The 17,987-nt window shown below is 68.4% G+C and carries 19 protein-coding genes; 8 read left to right on the forward strand and 11 right to left on the reverse strand.

Going from position 1 to position 17,987, the window contains the following annotated elements; genetic code table 11:
- The first annotated feature begins 4 nt into the window (after nucleotides 1-4).
- The 5 genes from P5F91_RS02615 (at nucleotide 5) to P5F91_RS02635 (ending at nucleotide 4,734) form a co-directional block, all read left to right on the forward strand.
- The gene (locus tag P5F91_RS02615; RefSeq protein WP_277906406.1) at nucleotides 5-1,048 is read left to right on the forward strand and encodes an aldo/keto reductase; all 1,044 of its coding nucleotides are present in this window, start codon (nucleotides 5-7) and stop codon (nucleotides 1,046-1,048) included.
- Nucleotides 1,045-1,362, forward strand: coding sequence for a UxaA family hydrolase (locus P5F91_RS02620; protein WP_145612599.1), 318 nt, complete (start codon nucleotides 1,045-1,047; stop codon nucleotides 1,360-1,362). The genes P5F91_RS02615 and P5F91_RS02620 overlap by 4 nt, the downstream gene beginning before the upstream one ends.
- A gap of 1 nt (nucleotide 1,363) precedes the next feature.
- Complete coding sequence (locus P5F91_RS02625) at nucleotides 1,364-2,569, forward strand: UxaA family hydrolase (protein WP_277906407.1); 1,206 nt, start codon at nucleotides 1,364-1,366, stop codon at nucleotides 2,567-2,569.
- Between the two features lie 11 nt (nucleotides 2,570-2,580).
- On the forward strand, nucleotides 2,581-3,309 hold the full coding sequence (locus P5F91_RS02630; RefSeq protein WP_277906408.1) for an SDR family oxidoreductase: 729 nt from the start codon (nucleotides 2,581-2,583) through the stop codon (nucleotides 3,307-3,309).
- 93 nt (nucleotides 3,310-3,402) lie between these two features.
- Nucleotides 3,403-4,734 (forward strand): phospholipase D-like domain-containing protein, encoded by a 1,332-nt coding sequence (locus tag P5F91_RS02635; RefSeq protein ID WP_277906409.1) that lies wholly within the window; start codon nucleotides 3,403-3,405, stop codon nucleotides 4,732-4,734.
- Here P5F91_RS02635 and P5F91_RS02640 read toward each other — a convergent pair.
- Together P5F91_RS02640 and fucP are read right to left on the reverse strand one after the other, a co-directional pair.
- The gene (locus P5F91_RS02640) at nucleotides 4,731-5,540 is read right to left on the reverse strand and encodes an amidohydrolase family protein (protein ID WP_277906410.1); all 810 of its coding nucleotides are present in this window, start codon (nucleotides 5,538-5,540) and stop codon (nucleotides 4,731-4,733) included. The genes P5F91_RS02635 and P5F91_RS02640 overlap by 4 nt on opposite strands.
- A gap of 11 nt (nucleotides 5,541-5,551) precedes the next feature.
- The gene (fucP, locus tag P5F91_RS02645) at nucleotides 5,552-6,898 is read right to left on the reverse strand and encodes an L-fucose:H+ symporter permease (protein ID WP_277906411.1); all 1,347 of its coding nucleotides are present in this window, start codon (nucleotides 6,896-6,898) and stop codon (nucleotides 5,552-5,554) included.
- A gap of 240 nt (nucleotides 6,899-7,138) precedes the next feature.
- Between fucP and folD the strand changes: the two genes are divergently transcribed.
- Together folD and P5F91_RS02655 are read left to right on the forward strand one after the other, a co-directional pair.
- Nucleotides 7,139-8,047, forward strand: coding sequence for a bifunctional methylenetetrahydrofolate dehydrogenase/methenyltetrahydrofolate cyclohydrolase FolD (gene folD, locus P5F91_RS02650; protein WP_277906412.1), 909 nt, complete (start codon nucleotides 7,139-7,141; stop codon nucleotides 8,045-8,047).
- A gap of 113 nt (nucleotides 8,048-8,160) precedes the next feature.
- Nucleotides 8,161-8,514: a DUF6984 family protein gene (locus tag P5F91_RS02655; RefSeq protein WP_277906413.1), complete on the forward strand. Its 354-nt coding sequence runs from the start codon at nucleotides 8,161-8,163 to the stop codon at nucleotides 8,512-8,514.
- A gap of 19 nt (nucleotides 8,515-8,533) precedes the next feature.
- On the opposite strand, the gene P5F91_RS02660 is transcribed toward P5F91_RS02655, so the two are convergent.
- The 9 genes from P5F91_RS02660 to P5F91_RS02700 all read right to left on the reverse strand — a co-directional run bounded on the left by P5F91_RS02660 (nucleotide 8,534) and on the right by P5F91_RS02700 (nucleotide 17,783).
- Nucleotides 8,534-10,750, reverse strand: coding sequence for a tetratricopeptide repeat protein (locus P5F91_RS02660; RefSeq protein ID WP_277906414.1), 2,217 nt, complete (start codon nucleotides 10,748-10,750; stop codon nucleotides 8,534-8,536).
- A complete protein-coding gene (locus P5F91_RS02665) occupies nucleotides 10,747-12,237 on the reverse strand; it encodes a tetratricopeptide repeat-containing glycosyltransferase family protein (protein WP_277906415.1) in 1,491 nt (496 codons plus the stop codon). Before P5F91_RS02665 ends, P5F91_RS02660 begins: the two co-directional genes overlap by 4 nt.
- Nucleotides 12,238-12,400: 163 nt before the next feature.
- Nucleotides 12,401-13,402, reverse strand: a complete 1,002-nt coding sequence (locus tag P5F91_RS02670) for an efflux RND transporter periplasmic adaptor subunit (RefSeq protein ID WP_277906416.1) — start codon at nucleotides 13,400-13,402, stop codon at nucleotides 12,401-12,403.
- A gap of 19 nt (nucleotides 13,403-13,421) precedes the next feature.
- Nucleotides 13,422-13,637 carry a DUF1656 domain-containing protein gene (locus tag P5F91_RS02675; RefSeq protein WP_145612588.1) on the reverse strand — a complete coding sequence of 72 codons (216 nt, stop codon included), beginning with the start codon at nucleotides 13,635-13,637 and terminating at the stop codon, nucleotides 13,422-13,424.
- Nucleotides 13,634-14,656 carry an FUSC family protein gene (locus P5F91_RS02680; protein ID WP_277906417.1) on the reverse strand — a complete coding sequence of 341 codons (1,023 nt, stop codon included), beginning with the start codon at nucleotides 14,654-14,656 and terminating at the stop codon, nucleotides 13,634-13,636. The genes P5F91_RS02675 and P5F91_RS02680 overlap by 4 nt, the downstream gene beginning before the upstream one ends.
- Complete coding sequence (locus tag P5F91_RS02685) at nucleotides 14,656-15,753, reverse strand: FUSC family protein (RefSeq protein WP_277906418.1); 1,098 nt, start codon at nucleotides 15,751-15,753, stop codon at nucleotides 14,656-14,658. Before P5F91_RS02685 ends, P5F91_RS02680 begins: the two co-directional genes overlap by 1 nt.
- Nucleotides 15,750-16,241, reverse strand: a complete 492-nt coding sequence (locus tag P5F91_RS02690; protein ID WP_145612586.1) for a MarR family winged helix-turn-helix transcriptional regulator — start codon at nucleotides 16,239-16,241, stop codon at nucleotides 15,750-15,752. Before P5F91_RS02690 ends, P5F91_RS02685 begins: the two co-directional genes overlap by 4 nt.
- Before the next feature lie 296 nt (nucleotides 16,242-16,537).
- On the reverse strand, nucleotides 16,538-16,843 hold the full coding sequence (locus P5F91_RS02695) for a hypothetical protein (protein WP_145612585.1): 306 nt from the start codon (nucleotides 16,841-16,843) through the stop codon (nucleotides 16,538-16,540).
- Between the two features lie 157 nt (nucleotides 16,844-17,000).
- On the reverse strand, nucleotides 17,001-17,783 hold the full coding sequence (locus P5F91_RS02700; protein ID WP_338424063.1) for a helix-turn-helix domain-containing protein: 783 nt from the start codon (nucleotides 17,781-17,783) through the stop codon (nucleotides 17,001-17,003).
- 6 nt (nucleotides 17,784-17,789) lie between these two features.
- Here P5F91_RS02700 and P5F91_RS02705 point away from each other — a divergent pair, with 6 nt between their 5' ends.
- Nucleotides 17,790-17,984: a helix-turn-helix domain-containing protein gene (locus P5F91_RS02705; RefSeq protein WP_145612583.1), complete on the forward strand. Its 195-nt coding sequence runs from the start codon at nucleotides 17,790-17,792 to the stop codon at nucleotides 17,982-17,984.
- The last annotated feature ends 3 nt before the right edge of the window (nucleotides 17,985-17,987 follow it).

Raw genomic sequence — 17,987 nt, forward strand, 5'->3', positions numbered from 1 at the left:
CGCCATGGACGCATTCTCTTCATTCACCCCGGCATGCCCGCCCTTGCCCCCGCTGGGCTTCGGCGCCGCGGCCATCGGCAACCTGTACCAGCCGGTGGCGGAGGAAGCGGCCCGGGCCGCCGTGACGGCGGCGGTGACGGCCGGCATCCGCTACCTGGATACAGCACCCCATTACGGCTTTGGCCTCAGCGAGAGCCGCCTGGGTGCTGTGCTGGCAGAGTTGGACCCCGGTGAAGAGCTGGTGGTTTCCACCAAGGTGGGGCGGGTGCTGGTGCCGGTTGGCGCGGGCGCGGGCCCGGTGAGGCACGGCTTCGCCGACGCCGCCCCGTATGAGCCCGTGTTCGACTACAGCTATGATGGCGTCATGCGTTCCTACGCCGAAAGCCGGCGGCGGCTGGGGCGGAACCGCATCGACCTGCTGCTGGCCCATGACCTGGGCACCGTCACCCATGGTGACGACCACGCCGTTCATTTCCGCCGTTTCCTGGACGGCGGCTACCGCGCCATGCGGGAACTGCGGGACCAGGGGGCGGTGCGCGCCATCGGCCTGGGCGTCAATGAGTGGCAGGTGTGCCTGGAGGCGATGGGCCATGCCGACTTCGACGTCGTGTTGCTGGCCGGCCGCTACACCCTGCTGGAACAGACGGCGCTGGATACCTTCTTTCCCGCCTGCGCCGCGCGCGGGGTGAGGGTCATCGTCGGCGGCCCCTACAATTCCGGCATTCTGGTGAACGGCACCCAGGGTGCGGCCCCGCTGTACTACAATTACCAGCCGGCGCCCGCCACCATCATCGACCGCGTGCGCCGGCTGGAGGCGGCCTGCGATCGCTTCGATGTGCCCCTGGCGGCGGCGGCCCTGCAGTTTCCGCTGGCACACCCGGTGGTGGCCAGCGTCATCCCCGGCATGGCGGATGCGGCACAGGTGGCCCAAACCCGGGCCCTGATGGACACCGTCATTCCACCCGAGCTGTGGCAGATCCTGCGCGCCGATGGCTTGCTGCATCCGGATGCCCCCGTTCCCACTCCCAACACAACGAAAGCCGCATGAGCACGCCCATCTCCCCCCTCATCCTGCTGCATCCGGATGACAACGTGCTGGTGGTCCGCGCCGCCATCCGCGCCGGCGACGCCCTGGAAATCGACGGCACGCCCGTCACCGCCGCCCAGGACGTGACCGTGGGCCATAAACTGGCCCGCCGCACCCTGGCGGCGGGGGACAAGGTGCTGAAATACGGCGCGCCCATCGGCTCCATGACCGCCGCGGTGGACGTCGGCGGCCATGTCCACATGCACAACATGAAAAGCGATTACATCGCCAGCCATACACGACAGGTGGTCGGCGGCAGCGAAGGGGGCCACTGATATGGCGGAGATGCGTGGGTTTCTCAGAAGCGACGGGCGCAAGGGCATCCGCAACGTGGTGGTCGTGGCCTATCTGGTGGAATGCGCCCACCATGTGGCCCGCCGTATCGTCACGGTCAGCGACGACATGGACGTGCACCTGATCGGCTTCCCCGGCTGCTATCCCAACAGCTACGCCTTCCAGATCATGACCAAGCTGTGCACCCATCCCAACGTGGGCGGGGTGCTGCTGGTGTCGCTGGGCTGCGAGAGCTTCAACCGTGAGGCCCTGCGCCAGGTGGTGGCGGCCAGCGGCCGGCCGGTGGAAACCCTGGTCATCCAGCAGGCCGGCGGCACCAAGGCCACCATCGAGGCCGGGCGCGCCGCCGTGGCGCGCCTGAAGGCCCTCGCCGACCAGACGCCGGTGGTGCCCATGGCCCGGCACGAACTGGTGGTGGGCACCATCTGCGGCGGGTCCGACGGTACCAGCGGCATCACCGCCAACCCCGCCGTGGGCCGCTGCTTCGATTGGCTGGTCGAGGCCGGCGCCACCTGCATTTTCGAGGAGACGGGCGAGCTGGTGGGCTGTGAGCGCATCATGTCCGACCGGGCCGTGACGCCGGAACTGGGTGCCGAGATCGAGGCCTGCGTGCAGAAGGCGGAGCGCTACTACACCATCATGGGCTTCGGCAGCTTCGCCCCTGGCAATGCCGAGGGCGGGCTGACCACCCAGGAAGAGAAGTCCATGGGCGCCTATTCCAAGTCCGGCTCCTCCCCCATCAGCGGCCTGATCAAGCCGGGCGACATTCCGCCGTCAGGTGGACTGTACCTGATGGACGTGGTGCCGGATGGCGAGCCGCGCTTCGGTTTCCCCAACATTTCCGACAACGCGGAGATCGTGGAGCTGATCGCGTCGGGCAGCCACGTCATCCTGTTCACCACCGGGCGCGGCTCCGTCGTCGGCTCCGCCATCTCCCCCGTCATCAAGGTCTGCGCCAACCCGGAGACTTATACCCGGCTGTCGGAGGACATGGACGTGAACGCCGGCCGCATCCTGGAAGGCAAGGCCACGCTGGATGAGGTGGGGGCCGAGATCCTGGATCTAGTCGAGGCGGCGGCGGCGGGCGAGCGCACCGTGTCCGAGGCCCTGGGCCATCAGGAATTCATCCTGACCTACAAATCGTTCGAGCCGGTGGGCCCCGCCTGCCTGCCCACACGGGCTGTTTGAGGAGATCACTAATGGGACGTCTAGAGGGTAAGACGGCGCTGGTGACGGCCGCCGCCCAGGGTATCGGCCGGGCGGCGGCGGAACTGTTCGCGCGGGAGGGGGCAACCGTCCACGCCACCGATATCAACACCGACAAGCTGGCGGAGGTCGCGGGCTGCCGTCACCACCGGCTGGACGTGCGCAGTGACGCGGACGTGGCTACCATCGCGGCGGAGGTCGGGCCCATCGACGTGCTGTTCAATTGCGCCGGCTTCGTCCATGCGGGCACCATCCTGGAGTGCGATGCGGCCGCCTGGGACTTTTCCTGGGATCTGAACGTCACGGCCATGGTCCGCACCATCCGCGCCTTTCTGCCCGGCATGCTGGAGGCGGGCGGGGGCAGCATCGTCAACATGTCGTCGGTCGCCAGCTCCATCAAGGGCGTGCCCAACCGCTTCGCCTACGGTGCCACCAAGGCCGCCGTCATCGGCCTGACCAAGTCGGTGGCCGCCGACTTCGTGGGCCGGGGTGTGCGCTGCAACGCCATCTGTCCCGGCACGGTGCAGACCCCCTCGCTGGATGAACGCCTGGCCGCCACCGGCGATTATGCCGCAGCGCAGGCCGCCTTCGTCGCCCGCCAGCCCATGGGCCGCCTGGGCCGGGCGGAGGAGATCGCGGAACTGGCGCTGTACCTGGCCAGCGACGCCTCATCCTTCACCACCGGCGCCATCCATGTCATCGACGGTGGCTGGACGGCCTAAGCCGCCGCATCCCCCGCATAAGCCGGAAATCGGGCCCCGCTCCGCCGCTGGTCGCAATGGCCGGATGGCGGCGGCGGTGGCACGATCCGGCCCATGCCGTCCCGCCTAAGCTTCGCCAAAACCGCCCTTATCGCCCTTGCCTTGGTTGGGAGCGTCGCCGGCTGCGCCACGCTGCCCTCGGCCGACCCCGACATCGCCCGGGCACTGGCCACGGCGGATGCGACCAGCCGGCTGGATCTGCTGCGCCGGCAGGGGGAGATCATCGGCGGCGCGCCCTTCGTCGGCGGCAACAGCGTCACCCTGTTGCGCAGCGGCACCGAGACCTATGCCGCCATGGACGCCGCCATCGATGGCGCCCGCACCCGCATCGACATGGAAAGCTATGAGTTCGATGGGGTGGAAGGCTCCCGCTTCGCGGAGAAGCTGGTGGCCAAGCGGGCGCAAGGGGTGGAGGTCAACCTGATCTATGACGCCTGGGGCTCGCAGGACACGCCCAAGGAGGTGTTCGAGCGCCTGCGCCAGGGCGGCGTGAACCTGCTGGTCTTCAACCCGGTCGACCCCGCCACGTTGCTGACCCTGGACGTCAACCGCCGCGACCATCGCAAGCTGCTGATCGTGGACGACGCCGTCGCCATCGTGGGCGGCGTGAACATCAGCGAGGTCTACGACCGCCGCCATCACGCCGGCGCGGGCGCCGAAAACCAGGATCCGGAACAGCGCCCCTGGCGCGATACCGATGTGCGCATCGCCGGCCCGGTGGTGGCGGAGTTCCAGCGCCTGTACGCGGACACCTGGGACCAGCAGCGCCAGGCCCAGGGGCTCGACGCCGCCCCACCCTTGAGCGCGCCGCCGCCGGGCCCACGAACCCGGCCGGGCGACATCGTCCTGCAGGCCCTGAGCGGCGCGCCGACGGAGGGCCGGCCGCTGATCTACCGCAGCCTGCTGGTGGCCATCACCCTGGCGCGCAAGTCCATCCACCTGACCACCGGCTATTTCGTGCCGACGCCGGACCTGGCCCGGGCACTGAGGCAGGCGGCCGCGCGGGGCGTGGATGTCACCGTGCTGGTGCCGGGGCCCAGCGACAGCCCCCTGTCGGTCATGGCCGGGCGCGGCTATTACAGCGATCTGCTGGCCGCCGGCGTGCATATTTACGAGTATGCGGACGCCATCCTGCATGCCAAGACCGCCGTCATCGACGGCGACTGGTCCACCGTCGGTTCCTCCAACCTCGATTGGCGCAGCGTCGCCTTCAACAACGAGATCAACGCCGTGGTCCTGGGCGCCGGGTTCGGGCAGGAGATGGAGGCCATGTTCCAGCATGACCTGACCCATGCCCGGGCGATAGACCCCGAGGCATGGCATCATCGTGGCCTGGACGAGCGCCTGGGCGAATGGGGCGCCCGGCTGGTGGAGGAGGTACTTTAAAGACGGTAGAAGCGCTGCGCCGTGCCGTCGAACACCGCCGGGTGCGCCTCGGCCGGCACCAGATCGCGCGCCATCGCCAGCCAGCCCGCGTAATCGCCCGCCAGGTTCAGCACCGGCCAGTCGCTTCCCCACATCAGCCGGTCGGGGCCGAAGGCGTCCAGCAGAACGTCCACGTAGGGTTTCAGGGCGTCGGCCGTCGGCCGGTCGCCAGCCTCGGTCAGCAGACCTGACAGCTTGGTGTGGACCTGGGGCAGGGCGGCCAGACCCCGCATGCTGGCGGCCCAGCCGTCGATCTCCCCCCGGGCGATATAGGGCTTGGCGCCGTGGTCGATCACCATGGCCAAATCCGGGTGCCGGCGGGAGAAGTCCAGCAAAGCGGGCAGGTGGGGCGGCAGGACCAGCGCGTCGAAGCTCAGGCCGCACGCCACAAGGGCGCGGGCGGCGGCATCGACGGATGGATCGGCGATCCAGTCCACGGGTAGGGACTGCAGCATGGGGCGCAGGCCGCGCATCTTGGGGCGGGCGGCCAGGGCGGCGATGCGCGCTGGCGCGTCCGGCGCCTTCATGTCAACCCAGCCCACCACACCCTGGACGAAGGGCTGGCGCGCCGCTTCCTCCAGCAGGAAGTCGGTGTCCTCGTCACAGGGCTGGGACTGCACCAGCACGCTGCCGGTGACGCCCAGGGGGGCGGCCAGGGCCTCCAGGTCCGCTACCTCATGGTCGCGGTGGATGACCGCGAGGTCGGGCGTGGGCCAGCTGTGCCCGTGCCGGCCCAGGCGCCAGATGTGCTGGTGGGCATCGATCATGCCGGTCGCCCTCAGTGCGTGGCCACGACCTTCAGCCGCTCATCGCGCCCACCCACCGGCGCCGTGCGCCCCGCCAGGCTGAAGGCGCCGACGACGGCGAAGCACACCCCCGGCACCACCATGGCGACGGCGATGCTGGTCATGTCCGACACACGGCCCATGGCCACGGGGATGGCGGCGCCCCCGATGATGGCCATGACCAGCCAGGACGAGCCCAGCTTGGTCAGCGGCCCCAGGCCGCGCAACGACAGGGCGAAGATGGTGGGGAACATGATGGACATGAAGAAGCTGGTGGCGATCATGGCGCCCAGCCCCAGCCAGCCGCCGCCAAACGCCCCGACCAGGCACAGCGTGACGTTGATGGCGGCGAACACGCCCATCAGCCGTTCCGCCGGCACCCGGCCCATCAGGGCCGTTCCCGCGAAGCGCCCGGCCATGAAGGCCACCAGGGACAGGGTGAGGTAGGCGGCGGCCGTCTTCTCCCCCGTGCCGGGCAGGGCGTGCTGGGAATAGCGGATCAGGAAGCTCCATACCCCCACCTGGGCGCCGACGTAGAAGAATTGCGCCACCACACCGAACAGGAAATGGCGGTGCCGCAGCAGACCGCGGAAGCCGCTTCCATCACCAGCCGCCGCCGTATCCACCCCTTCCTCAGGCCTTTCCTCCGGCCCGTCGCTCAGGGTGGGGAAGCGCACGGCGAACACCACCACCGCCCACAGCAGGACCAGCAGGCCCAGCACCAGGTAGGAGGATTGGGCAGCCATGGCCTCGGTGTCCCGGAACCGGGCCAGCGCCTCGGGCGATAGGGCGGCCAGTTGCTCGGGCGTGTATTCCACGCCGGACAGGATGAACTGCCGCCCCACGAGGACACCCGCAACGGAGCCCAGGGGATTGAAGGCCTGCGCCAGGTTCAGCCGCCGCTCAGCCCCCGCCGGGTCGCCCAGCACGGTCATCAGCGGGTTGGCGGAGGTTTCCAGGAAGGCGAGGCCGCTGGCGATGACAAACAGGGCGCCCAGGAAGGCGCTGTACGCCCGCAGTTCGGCCGCCGGATAGAACAGCAGCGCGCCGATGCCGTAGAGCGCCAGCCCGAGGACAATGGCGGCCTTGTAACCGTAGCGCCGGGCGAACAGGGCCGCTGGCATGGCACAGAAGAAATAGCCCAGGTAGAAGGCGGATTGCACCAGACCGGACTGCCAATCCTGAAGATCGAAGGCCTTGCGGAACTGCGCGATCAGCACGTCGTTCAGGTTGTTGGCCACGCCCCACAGGAAAAACAGGCTGACGATCAGGGCGATGGGAATCGCCCATTTCGGTTTTGTGGCTTGGTGCTGATGCGGATGCGCGCGGCCGTCCGACATGTCCCCTCCCAGGGTGTTCTTTTGGCCGGCATGCGGCCCGGCTGGTGATCAGCACATCAAATATGAATTTATACGTCAAATATAAAAACTTCTGGCGACGGCCTTGTCACGGCACCGGGGGGACCGACGGTGCCGCATGGCAGGGTTCGGAAGGCTTTTGAGCCCAAGGGATTGGCGGCGCAGTGCGCTGCGGCTAATGTCCCGCGCAATTCTCAGGTTTCGCTGGCGGAGGAACAGGTCATGGCGCACATCATCGACGGTAAGGCATTCGCTGCGGCCTTGCGCGAACGCATCGGCGCCAAGGTCGCCGACCTCATCACCCGTCACGGGCTGAAGCCCGGCCTGGCCGTGGTGCTGGTGGGCGAGGATCCGGCCAGCCAGGTCTATGTCCGCAACAAGGGCGAACAGACCCACGCCGCCGGCATGCACTCCGTCACCCACCGGCTGGACGCCAGCACCACGCAGGAAGACCTGCTGGCCCTGGTACACAGCCTGAACGCCGACCCCGCCATCCACGGCATCCTGGTGCAACTGCCCCTGCCGGCCCATATCGACAGCAACGCCGTGCTGGCCGCCATCGACCCCAACAAGGATGTGGACGGCTTCCACGTGGTCAACGCCGGACGCCTGGCGGTGGGCCTGCCGGGCATGGTGCCGTGCACCCCGCTGGGCTGCCTGATGCTGCTGAAGGACCATCTGGGCAGCCTGAAGGGCAAGCACGCCGTGGTGGTGGGCCGGTCCAACATTGTGGGCAAGCCCATGGCCCAGCTGCTGCTGCAGGCCGACTGCACCGTCACCATCGCCCACAGCCGCACCGCCGATCTGCCCGCCCTGTGCCGCACCGCCGACATCCTGGTGGCCGCCGTCGGCCGACCGGAGATGGTGAAGGGTGATTGGGTGAAGCCCGGCGCCGTGGTCATCGACGTGGGAATCAACCGCGTGCCCGCCCGCGATCCCGAGGCGGCTGCCGCCGGCAAGACCCGCCTGGTGGGCGACGTCGCCTATGACGAGGCGGCCGCTGTGGCCGGCGCCATCACCCCGGTGCCGGGCGGCGTGGGTCCCATGACCATCGCCGTGCTGCTGCTGAACACCCTGACCGCCGCCTGCCGCAGCCGTGGGCTGGAGGCGGAACTGGCGGAGTTCGCGTAAAACGCCTTGCCATTCCAAGCCCCCGGCCGGACCGCGCGATGCGGGGTTCAGCCAGGGGCTTTTTCATACGCGAGAGACGGGCCTCAGCGTCACCAACCGGGAAAATATCGACCATGAGCGAACGTGCTCTTAGTTCCAAAGAGCTGTTGATCATTCGGAAATTTGCCGAGAGGCTCGATCCGGGCAAGCGCCAGATATTAATCCAAGACATGGAAAATGCGGTCGTTGAGTCAACTCGTGCAAATGGTGAAGTGATAAAATTGAGGATCAATGGCTATGCCAGGCCATCCTATCATGGACAGCATTCTTATTCGCCTGGAGGCGTTCTCCTAGACGCTGATCATACTGAAATTGAGGTTGTTTTATATGCCGACGAAAATGATCGGCTGTTGGAGTTAGAATTTATACGACGGGAGGAAGGCGATATTATCGAACCACAATGGAACACACTAAGGTTTCTATGGTGATCGATGTTGATGCTGCCCCCTAATTCCGCTCTGCCACCTTTATTGCCAGCGCCTTCCACACCGCCATCACCACGCCATCCCAGTCCCCCGGTGCCGCCTGGCTGAACAGCCGTAAAGTCGGATACCAGGGGCTGTCGTTCCGGTTCCGGAACCATCGCCAGCAGCTGTCGTGGCGGTTCATCATCCACACCGGCTTGCCCAGCGCGCCGGCCAGATGGACGACCGAGGTGTCGACACTGATCACCAGGTCCAGGTTGGCGATGAGGGCGGCGGTGTCCCCGAAGTCCGCCACTTCCGCCATACGGTCGATCAAGGGGAGATCGGCCGGTGGTGCCGCGTCCTTCTGCAGGCTGTAGAGCCGCACGCCGGGCACCTGGGCCAAGGGCGCCAGCAACTCCGGCGCCACGGAGCGGCGGCGGTCCACGGCTGCCAGTTCCGGCCGGTCGCGCCGGGGGTTGCCGGCCCAGACCAGGCCGACGCGCAAGCCCGCGCCGTCGCCCGCCAGGCGATCGCGCCAGACGGCCACGTCCCCCGCGTCGGCGGCCAGGTAGGGCACCTCCGCCGGGACGGTCTCCACCGTGGTGCCGAAGGCCAGCGGCAGGCTCATCATCGGGCATTGCAGGTCGAAGGGCGGCAGGGGTTCCCCTTCCACCAGGATATGGGTCACGCCGGGCAGGGGGCGCAGCAGGCGGGCCACCTGCGGCTGGACGGCCAAGGTGATGCGCAAGCCCCGCGCCGCCACCAGGGGCAGGTAACGGCTGAACTGAAGGGTATCGCCCAGGCCCTGTTCGGCGTGGATCAGGATGGTCTTGCCGGCGGCCGGCTCTCCCCGCCACTGCGGCTGGGGGAACTGGCGGGCGTAGGGCGTCATCTGGCGGGTGCGCCAGCGCCACTCATATTCGCGCCAGCCCTCCTCATACTGTCCGGCGGACAGCAACGACATGCCCAGATTGTTGTGGCAGGCGCCGTAGTCGGGCTTCAGCGCGATGGCGCGGCGGAAGCAGGCGGCGGCCAAGTCCAGCTCACCTTTGGCCTGAAAGACAGCGCCCAAGTTGTTGTGGGCCTCCGGATAATCCGGGTTTAGGGCCAAGGCGGCCTGGATGCTGGCCAGCGCCTGGTCCATCCGCCCCTCGGCATGCAGGGCCATGCCCAGGTTGTTGTGTGGCTCGGCATAGTCCGGCTGGGCGTCGATGGCCAGGTCGAAGGCTCGCGCCGCCTCCGCGCCCTTACCCTGCGCCAGAAGGGCGAGCCCTAAGTTATTGTGGGTCTTGGGATTGCCGGGCAACAGCGCAATGGCGCGGGCGAAACAAGACTCCGCCTCGGCATAGCGGCCGTGGACGTAAAGGATAAGGCCCATGTTGTTGTGGGCGTCGGCGAAATCCGGCTTCAGCGCCAGCGCCCGCTGATAGCACAGCAGCGCCTCCGGCGCGTGCCCCAAGGTTTGCAAGGTGGTGCCCAGGCTGCTGTGGGGGACAGGATCATCGGGGCGCAGGGCCGCCGCCCGGCGCAGGTACGGCAGGGCGTCATCGTGCCTGTCCAGATCCTGTAAGGCGAGGCCCAGGTTGAAGCAGGCTTCGGCATGGTCGGGCGCCCGATCCACCGCCTGCTCCAGCCAGGGCATGGCCTCTTCCAGCCGGCCGGTCAGGCGTAGCACCAGGCCCAGGTTGTAGAGGGCGTTGACATAGGTGGGCTTGGCCGCCAGTGCCTGCCGGAAGCCGGCTTCGGCCTCGGCCCAGCGGCTTTGCAGGCGATGGACCACGCCCCTGTTGTTGTGTGCCTCCGCATAGGCGGGGCGAAGCTCCAGCGCCCGGTCCAGCGCCGCCAGGGCTTCGTCCAGCTTTCCCTGTGCCTTCAAGGCGTTGCCCAGGTTGTTGTATCCTTCGGCGAAATCTGGTTTCAGCGCTACGGCGCGCTGGAAGCAATCGGCGGCGGCATCGATGTCACCCTGTGCCTCCCGCACCGTGCCCAGATTGTTCAGTGCCTCGGGGAAGGCTGGCTTCAGGGTCAGGGCCTGGGTGATCAACACCACTGCCTCATCCATGCGCTTCTGCTGGAAGGCGACGACGCCCAGCAGGTGCAGGCTTTCCGGGTGCCGGGGCATCAGCGACAGCGCCTTGCGGTACAGCACGGCCGCCGCTTCCAGCCGGCCGGCCTTGTGCTGTATCACGGCGGCGGCGAAGGCTTTCTGACCCGCCGGCAGGGGTGGTTTGGGAAGGGCGGCGGGGCGGGCGGTCATGGGCGGTGTCCAGAGGTGAAGGTGGCGGCCAGCGCCGCGCGGACGGATTGAACGACACCGCCCCAGTCCCCCAGGCGCGTTTGCCGGAACTGGCGCAGGTTGCCGGCATACCAGGGACTGTCATCCCGGCCGCGCAGCCAGCGCCAGCAGCTGTCGAAGCGGTTCAGCAGCCAGACGCTGACGCCCATGGCCGCCGCCAGGTGGGCCACGGCGGTGTCGACGCTGATCACCAGGTCCAGGTTGCTGACCAGGGCGGCGGTGTCGGCGAAATCCACAACGCTGTCGATCAGGCCGCCCAGGCCGGGTGGCACCTCCGTCTCCGCCGCGTCCTTTTGCAGACTGATGAAACGCACGCGGTCATCATCCAACAGGGGCATGAGGGCGGCCAGGCCCATGGACCGGCGGCGATCGGCCACCGCCACGTCGGGCGTACCGGCGCGGGCTGCCCCCGCCCAAACCAATCCCACCAAGGGCCGGTTGTCACCCGGCGCTGCCAGCACCAGGCGCCGTCGCCAAATCTCCACCTCCGCCGGATCGGCCGCCAGATAAGGGAGGGGCCCCGGGATGGTGGCGAGGGTGGTGCCGAAGGCCAGCGGCAGGCTCATCATCGGGCAATGCAGGTCGAACGGCGACAGGGCCTGGCCATGGGCCACCACCTGCTCCACCCCCGGCAGACGGCGCATCAGCCGGACCAGGGGCTGGGGCACTTCCACCACCACGCGCAGGCCGCGTTCGGCCACTAGGGGGATGTAGCGGCAGAACTGCAGGCTATCGCCGTAGCCTTGTTCCCCATGGATCAGCACGATGCGGCCAGGCGCCTCCTCGCCGCGCCATTGCGGGCAGGTAAAGGGGCGGCGGGCACCGGCCAGTTGGGCGTCCTGCCAGCGCCATTCGAACTCCCGCCAGCCTTCCTCATATTGGCCGGCCGCCAGCAGGGTCATGCCCAGGTTCTTGTGCGCGGCGGCATAGTCGGGGCGCAGCGCGACGGCACGGCGATACGACGCGATGGCCTGATTCAGCCGGCCCTGCATCTGCAGCACCACGCCACGGTTGTTCAGAGCCTCCGGATAGTCCGGGCGCAGGGCCAGCGCCCAGTCGAAGAACGCCAGCGCGTCGTCCAGCCGGTTCTCCACCTGCAACAAATGGCCCATGTTGTTGTGTGCCTGGGGATCGTCCGGATCGCTGGCCAGCGCATCCTCGAAACAGCTCATGGCCTGGGCCATGTCGCCGGCGTCGTGGTGTGCAATGCCCAGCGCGTTGTGCAGCCGGGCGTCGAAGGGGTTCAGCACCAAGGCCTGGCGGTACTGCGCTACCGCCTCGTCCCGCCGGCCGTCGGCCTGCAACAGGACGCCGAGGTGAAAGCGCGCATCGATGGATGTGGGGCTGTCCGCCACCGCACCTTCCAGCCGCAGGATCGCCCGCCGGATGGCCTCGGCGCTGGGCATGCTGCCCGTGGGCACACTCGCCGTGCCGGATGCCCCTTCCATGATGCCGATTGCCCCCGATGCCCCGGCCCCCGCCCACGGGGCGCCTGGGTCATTAAACGGGGCGGGGCCCGCTGGCTGTCGGGGGCCTACTGGACTGCGACGTCATGTCCCTGAATGAAAGGGCGGCAGCGCCCCTTTCACATTCTTCCTTGGACAGTCTTCGTCACCGCGCCTTGGGCTTGTTGGCGGGGACTGTCGGCTGGGAAGCCGGCGCGGCAGGGGCGGGCTGCGGCTGGGCGCCCTGTTGCGGGTCGATTGGACGGGGCAACTTGGTCAGAGGGGTCTTCAGCACGGCGTCGGAGCCCACGACAGCCACGGTGGCGGTGCGGCCGGGGATCAGGCGCAGGTCGGCCGGCGGGTTGTCCAGCACCACGCGCACCGGGATGCGCTGGGCCAGGCGCACCCAGCTGAAGGTGGGGTTGACGTTGGCCAGCAGGTTGCTGCCGTCCGTGCGCTCCCGGTCCTCGATGGCGGCGGCCACGCTCTCCACATGGCCACTGAAGCTGCGCGGGTCGCCCATCAGGCGCACGGTCACCGGATCACCCACATGGATGCGGCCCAGCTTTGTTTCCTCGAAATAGCCCTGGACGTGCAGGCTGTCGCTGTCCACCAGGGCGGTCACGGCCTTGCCGGCGGTGACATAGTCGCCGGGGCGCAGGTCGAAGTTGGTGATATAGCCGTTCACGGTGGCCATCACCTCCGTCCGGTCCAGGTTCAGCTTGGCGACGTTGCGGTCGGCCACGGCCTGCAGGTAGATGGCCTCGGCCTGCTTGGCGGCGGCCACCGTCTGCTCCTGCTTCTCCCGCGACACGGCGGAGCTGCTGAGCGATTCATAGCGGTTCCGCTCCAGCACCAGTTCGTCGAAGTTGGCCTTCTTGGCGGCCACCGCGGCGTCGGCCTGCTGCAGCGCCAGGGTGAAGCGGGCACGATCGATGCGGAACAGCACCTGGCCCTTGGTCACGGTCTGGTTGTCATGCACCAGCACCTCATCCACCAGGCCGGAGACGTCGGGCGTCACGCCCACGATATCGGCCCGCACCCGGCCGTCCCGGGTCCATGGCTCTTCCATGTAATAGATCCAGAAGCGCCAGCCTACCAGGGCGGCGATGGCGACCACGACCAGCGTGACGGCAAGGCGGGTCAGGGCGGTGATGAAGCTGCGCATGGCGGCGGCGTCCAGCAAGTCAGGGATGAGACGTGTAGTGGGTGAAGACGGCGGCGACCCCGCCGAGGACGATGACGTAAACGGCCAGGTCGAACAGCGGCCGATGCCAGACTAGGCGATAGGCGCCCACCAGGCGCAGCACCCAGCGCACGGCCATGGAGATGAGGAAGGCGACCACGCCCCAGACCAGCAGGGGGGAGACGAAAACGCCGTGAATGTCCATTTCGCCGATCATGCGGCCAGGCTTTCTTCCGGGGTGGGAGGGGCGGGAACGGCGGGGGTGGGCGGCGGCAGGTCGGGCACGCCGTCCGACAGGGCCCGGCGGATTCCGGCCAAGGCCAGCAAGGCTTGGCGCGGCTTGCGGTCAGGCAGCGGCATCAGCGCCGCCAGGGCGGCGTCGATGCCGGCCAGCAACGGCGGCGAGGGCGGGCGCGGGGCACCGGCGCGGCAGACGGCCCGGTAATGGTCGGCCAGCAGGGACAACGCCCCGTCCACCGCCGCCCGCGCCGAGATGGGCAGGGCCCGTTCCACCCCGCGCAGCTCCAGCACGTTCATGCCCGTGCGGATGTCGGCCAGGGCGTCGGCGGCCGCGATTTCCGACCCCGGGGGCAGGGCGGCCAGGCGTGGTACCAGCAGGCCCATGCGGTCCAGCAGCTTGCCGGCGAACACGGGGCGCAGGCCGCCGTCGGGGGCGGGGGCGCGGATGTCGGCCACGGCCCGGATGTCGTACCAGCAGGCGCGCAGGATGCGCCGGGCGCCCCATTCCGCGCCCACCGCGCGCACCAGCGCCGTCACCAGCCCCGCAAATCCCATGCCCAGCACCAGCGCCAAGGCGCTGTTGAGGTAGGAGGCGAAGTCGGCGCTGTAGGTGTTGCTCAGGCCCGCCAGGGTGGGCAGGGTGGCGCCTACCGCCAGGGCCCGGCCAGCCAGGCGCGGATTGGCGATGACGCGGCCCAGCAGCAGGAACATGGGACCCAGGGCGAAGGCCAGCATCACGAAGCCGTCAATGTGCGGCATGATGGCGAAGATGTAGATGCCGGCCAGCACCGCGGCCACGGCGTTGTACAGCGCGAAGTCCAGGATGGCCGGCACCGGGTTGTCCTGCGCGGCGAAGAAACAGCAGGCGACGGCCGCCATTTCCAGGGCGATGGCGCCATCCGCCCATTCCGTGCCGATCCAGAAGGCGCTGCCCAGCAGGATGGTGATGGCGGCGCCCGCCCCGGACCACAGGGCCATGCCCAGGTCCCGGTGCATCACCACCTCCGCCCCCGCCCGGCCGCCCCGGCGGCGGCGTACCTTGGGTTGGGCCCATGGCCGCCGCTGATTATGTACCGGCGCAGGTCGCGGCAATCCTGCAGGGCGTCCATCAGGTCCTTCAGCCGCGTCAGCAGGTTCAGGGTCAGCACGTCGTGCCAGTCGGCCGGCGCCGTGCGCAGCGCCGCGATACGGGCGCGCAAATCCGCCGTGCGGTCCGCCGGCGCCTCCAGGTCCGCCACCCAGTCACCGACGTCGGCCAGCAACACCTCCAGCGCCGCCGGCAGCGGCTGGCCGTCGGCTTTCAAGGCACGGACGCGGTCGCCCAGGCCCGACAGGATGGGCAGCAGCATGACCAGGCGCTGGCGCAGTTGCCGCACCTCCTGGCTCATGCCGTGCAGGTGGCTGGTGTCGTAATCCAGGTGCGTGGCCATCATTTGCAGTTCGACCGCGTCGGCGGCCAGGCGGCGCCGGTCCGAGCGGGTGGCCGCCGTTTCCTCCGCCCCGGCCAGGGCGTCCCGCGCCCAGCGGGTGACATCGGCGGCGAAGGCGTCAATGCGGTCGCTGATCACCGGGCCGATGCCGCGCGGGAAGATGACGCTGCCGATGACGGTGGCGCAGAGGATGCCGACGGTGATCTCCTCCACCCGGGCCAGGGCGGCGTCGAACACGGTGCCGGGGTCGGTGACGGTGGGGAAGCCGATCAGCGCGGTGCTGTAGGCCGCCAGCATGAAGATGTAACTGCGCGGCGTGCGGTCCAGCAGGGCCAAGGTCAGGCAGACCATCGTCCACAGCGCCATGGCCACGCACAGCAAGGGCGGGGCGTCCACCAGGTTGGGAATGATGGCCACCGTGGCCACGGCGCCGATGACCGTCCCCATCACGCGGAACACGCCTTTGGACCGCATGGCGCCGGCCAGCGGCTGCGACACGATGAAGACCGTCCCCGCCGCCCAGTAGGGGCGCGGCAAGTCCAGGCTGAACCCGATGTACAAGGCCGCCAGGGCCGCGGCGGCCGTCTTGGCCGCGAACATCCAGTCGCCAGCGCCCTTGGAGAAGCCCCGGAAAAAAGATGAGAACCAGGCGGCGGCGGTCACGGCGCATCTCCCTCGGTGCCGTCCTTGGCGCCCGGGGACCCGCCCAGGGCGCGTTCAACGGCCGCGAAGACGGTCAGCGTGGTATCCAGCTGCTCCGGCGTCACCTCAGCCAGCAGGCGCTGGCGCATGCCGTCCAGGGCATCATCCAACTGAAGGGCCAACGCGCGGCCCTTGGCTGTCAGGTGCAGGGTCTTCACCCGTCGGTCGCGCGGGTCGCTGCGGCGTTCCAACAGACCGTCCCTTTCCAGCATGTCCACCAGCCGCACCAACGAGGGGCCTTCCACGCCCACATGATCCGCCAGCTGGCCTTGGCGGATGCCGTCGCCCAGGCGGGCCAGCACCACCAGCGGCAGGGCCGTCGCCTCGGACTGGCCATAGGCCTTCAACGCCGCGTCCGCCTCCCGCCGCCACCGCCGGGTGAGATAGAGAAGCGTCAGGCCGAAGGCCCGGTGCCGGGGGGTAATGGGAAGGGGAGCCGTTTGTTCCATGTCCAGAATATTAGAATCCTAACGATTAGCATTCAAATGTTCATGAGCGGGGACCAGATCTGCGTCTGCATGATGGCGCCGCCGGCAACACGGGGGTGGTAGAGGTAGACTGGGAAGAACGGGATGGGGGCAGCGGCAGCGGTGTCACCGCCGCAGGCAGGTCATAACAGGCCAAACAGCGGGCGGCGCCACGGCCTCTCATTGCTAGGTGAACCCGCTACTGATGAGGGGGATGCGTCATCATACCACTTATGATTGCTCGCAAACCAGACGCCCGCTTATCCCCCCGGGCGCCCCTATCCCTTCGGACAGCCGGCTTTACGCGCGAATGGCGGAGCTGGCCTGCAAGGAATCGGCCAGCTCGGCGCGGCGGTCAGTGCCACCGCCGCCTGTTCCAGCCGATCCGCATTCAGAAAACGATGCGCCCGCGCGGCCACGCCAACATGGGCGGCGGCGGCCCGGCGCAAGCGATGGCTGGGGGCAGTGCGCGCCACCACGGCCAGCCCGTCCAGGCCACGCACCACCAGGTCCAGGAAAGTGTCGTGCCGCGCCAACTGGGCCAATTGCCAGTAAAACTGTGTCGTGCGCTCAAGACGGGTCATCAGCCTCTCCAAGGGGAAAGGGCTCCTCAGGCGGTCAGCGCTTGGGGAAGGGGAACATCGACAGAACAGCCGATATCCTGACGGTGCCTGAACGGCAACCGCCCGTCAATTCATAAGTTGCTTCCCTGGCAACTTGCGCATCGAAGACGGGTGGCGTTCAAAGGCGCCGGCCCACCCAGACGACACGGCCGATGATGTCGATGTCAGCCGCCGCCCGCTCGTAGACACGGTGATGCGGATTGTCGGAGCGGATTTCAACCATGGGCGGGTGGCTGCCCATGATCAGTTCCAGCCGCTTGATCACCACGCCCTGTCCATCCCACAGGGCGAAGATCCCAGGGGGCGAGGGGGACTGGTCGGCCAGGTTGACCATGACCCGGTCGCCGGGCAGCAGGGTGGGTTCCATGCCGTCCCCACGCACCTCCACGATGCGGACGGCGGCGGGCCGTACCTGCAATTCGGCGGAGAGATAGCTGGAGGGGAAGCGCCAGGGGGCGATGGTCTCATCCTCGCGGAAGCCCTGCGGCTTACCCCCATGGCCGGCCCCCTGGTGACTCGACAGGAAGCCGCCACGGCGGTCACCGTAGATATCGACCTCCGCCACCTCGACGGATGCGTCGTCCTGTCCCCAGTCGGACGGGGGCGACGCCGCCGTCACCGGCTCCAGCAATTCCGCCACACCGCAGCCCAGGCTGGCGGCGATCGCCATCATGCGCTGCTGCGACAGGCGCGTGCGGCCGGATTCCAGCTTGGAGATCACCGTCTTATCGGTGCCGATCAGGGCGCCCAGCTGTTCCTGGGTCATCCTTTTGGCTTCACGAAGTTCACGGATACGGTTGGGCGGGCGGTCCATCATGATAGCGAAGTTGCCACAGCGGCTACCAATCGTCAGTCGCCATGCGGGCAACGCGTTGACAGAAAGTTGCCTATTCGGCACCATCTGGCCATGACGCTCGCCGACTACCTCCAGGCGCACGGCCTCACCGCCGCTGAATTCGCCCGCCGCATCGGACGCAGCCGTTCCACCGTTGCCCGGTGGTGCACCGGCCAGCGCCACCCCGACGCCGCCGCCATGCGGGCCATCATGGAAGAAACCGGCGGGGCGGTGATGCCCAACGACTTTTTCAGCACCGCGATTTAGGGC

The sequence above is a fragment of the Nitrospirillum amazonense genome, from assembly GCF_029594735.1.
GTDB lineage: Bacteria > Pseudomonadota > Alphaproteobacteria > Azospirillales > Azospirillaceae > Nitrospirillum > Nitrospirillum amazonense.

What these genes read in the sequence shown, in the direction of transcription:
- P5F91_RS02615 (WP_277906406.1), top strand. Translation starts at nt 5, where the DNA reads ATGGACGCATTCTCTTCATTCACCCCGGCATGCCCGCCCTTGCCCCCG.
- P5F91_RS02620 (WP_145612599.1), top strand. Translation starts at nt 1,045, where the DNA reads ATGAGCACGCCCATCTCCCCCCTCATCCTGCTGCATCCGGATGACAAC.
- P5F91_RS02625 (WP_277906407.1), top strand. Translation starts at nt 1,364, where the DNA reads ATGGCGGAGATGCGTGGGTTTCTCAGAAGCGACGGGCGCAAGGGCATC.
- P5F91_RS02630 (WP_277906408.1), top strand. Translation starts at nt 2,581, where the DNA reads ATGGGACGTCTAGAGGGTAAGACGGCGCTGGTGACGGCCGCCGCCCAG.
- P5F91_RS02635 (WP_277906409.1), top strand. Translation starts at nt 3,403, where the DNA reads ATGCCGTCCCGCCTAAGCTTCGCCAAAACCGCCCTTATCGCCCTTGCC.
- P5F91_RS02640 (WP_277906410.1), bottom strand. Translation starts at nt 5,540, where the DNA reads ATGATCGATGCCCACCAGCACATCTGGCGCCTGGGCCGGCACGGGCAC.
- fucP (WP_277906411.1), bottom strand. Translation starts at nt 6,898, where the DNA reads ATGTCGGACGGCCGCGCGCATCCGCATCAGCACCAAGCCACAAAACCG.
- folD (WP_277906412.1), top strand. Translation starts at nt 7,139, where the DNA reads ATGGCGCACATCATCGACGGTAAGGCATTCGCTGCGGCCTTGCGCGAA.
- P5F91_RS02655 (WP_277906413.1), top strand. Translation starts at nt 8,161, where the DNA reads ATGAGCGAACGTGCTCTTAGTTCCAAAGAGCTGTTGATCATTCGGAAA.
- P5F91_RS02660 (WP_277906414.1), bottom strand. Translation starts at nt 10,750, where the DNA reads ATGACCGCCCGCCCCGCCGCCCTTCCCAAACCACCCCTGCCGGCGGGT.
- P5F91_RS02665 (WP_277906415.1), bottom strand. Translation starts at nt 12,237, where the DNA reads ATGGAAGGGGCATCCGGCACGGCGAGTGTGCCCACGGGCAGCATGCCC.
- P5F91_RS02670 (WP_277906416.1), bottom strand. Translation starts at nt 13,402, where the DNA reads ATGCGCAGCTTCATCACCGCCCTGACCCGCCTTGCCGTCACGCTGGTC.
- P5F91_RS02675 (WP_145612588.1), bottom strand. Translation starts at nt 13,637, where the DNA reads ATGATCGGCGAAATGGACATTCACGGCGTTTTCGTCTCCCCCCTGCTG.
- P5F91_RS02680 (WP_277906417.1), bottom strand. Translation starts at nt 14,656, where the DNA reads ATGCACCGGGACCTGGGCATGGCCCTGTGGTCCGGGGCGGGCGCCGCC.
- P5F91_RS02690 (WP_145612586.1), bottom strand. Translation starts at nt 16,241, where the DNA reads ATGGAACAAACGGCTCCCCTTCCCATTACCCCCCGGCACCGGGCCTTC.
- P5F91_RS02695 (WP_145612585.1), bottom strand. Translation starts at nt 16,843, where the DNA reads ATGACCCGTCTTGAGCGCACGACACAGTTTTACTGGCAATTGGCCCAG.
- P5F91_RS02700 (WP_338424063.1), bottom strand. Translation starts at nt 17,783, where the DNA reads ATGGTGCCGAATAGGCAACTTTCTGTCAACGCGTTGCCCGCATGGCGA.
- P5F91_RS02705 (WP_145612583.1), top strand. Translation starts at nt 17,790, where the DNA reads ATGACGCTCGCCGACTACCTCCAGGCGCACGGCCTCACCGCCGCTGAA.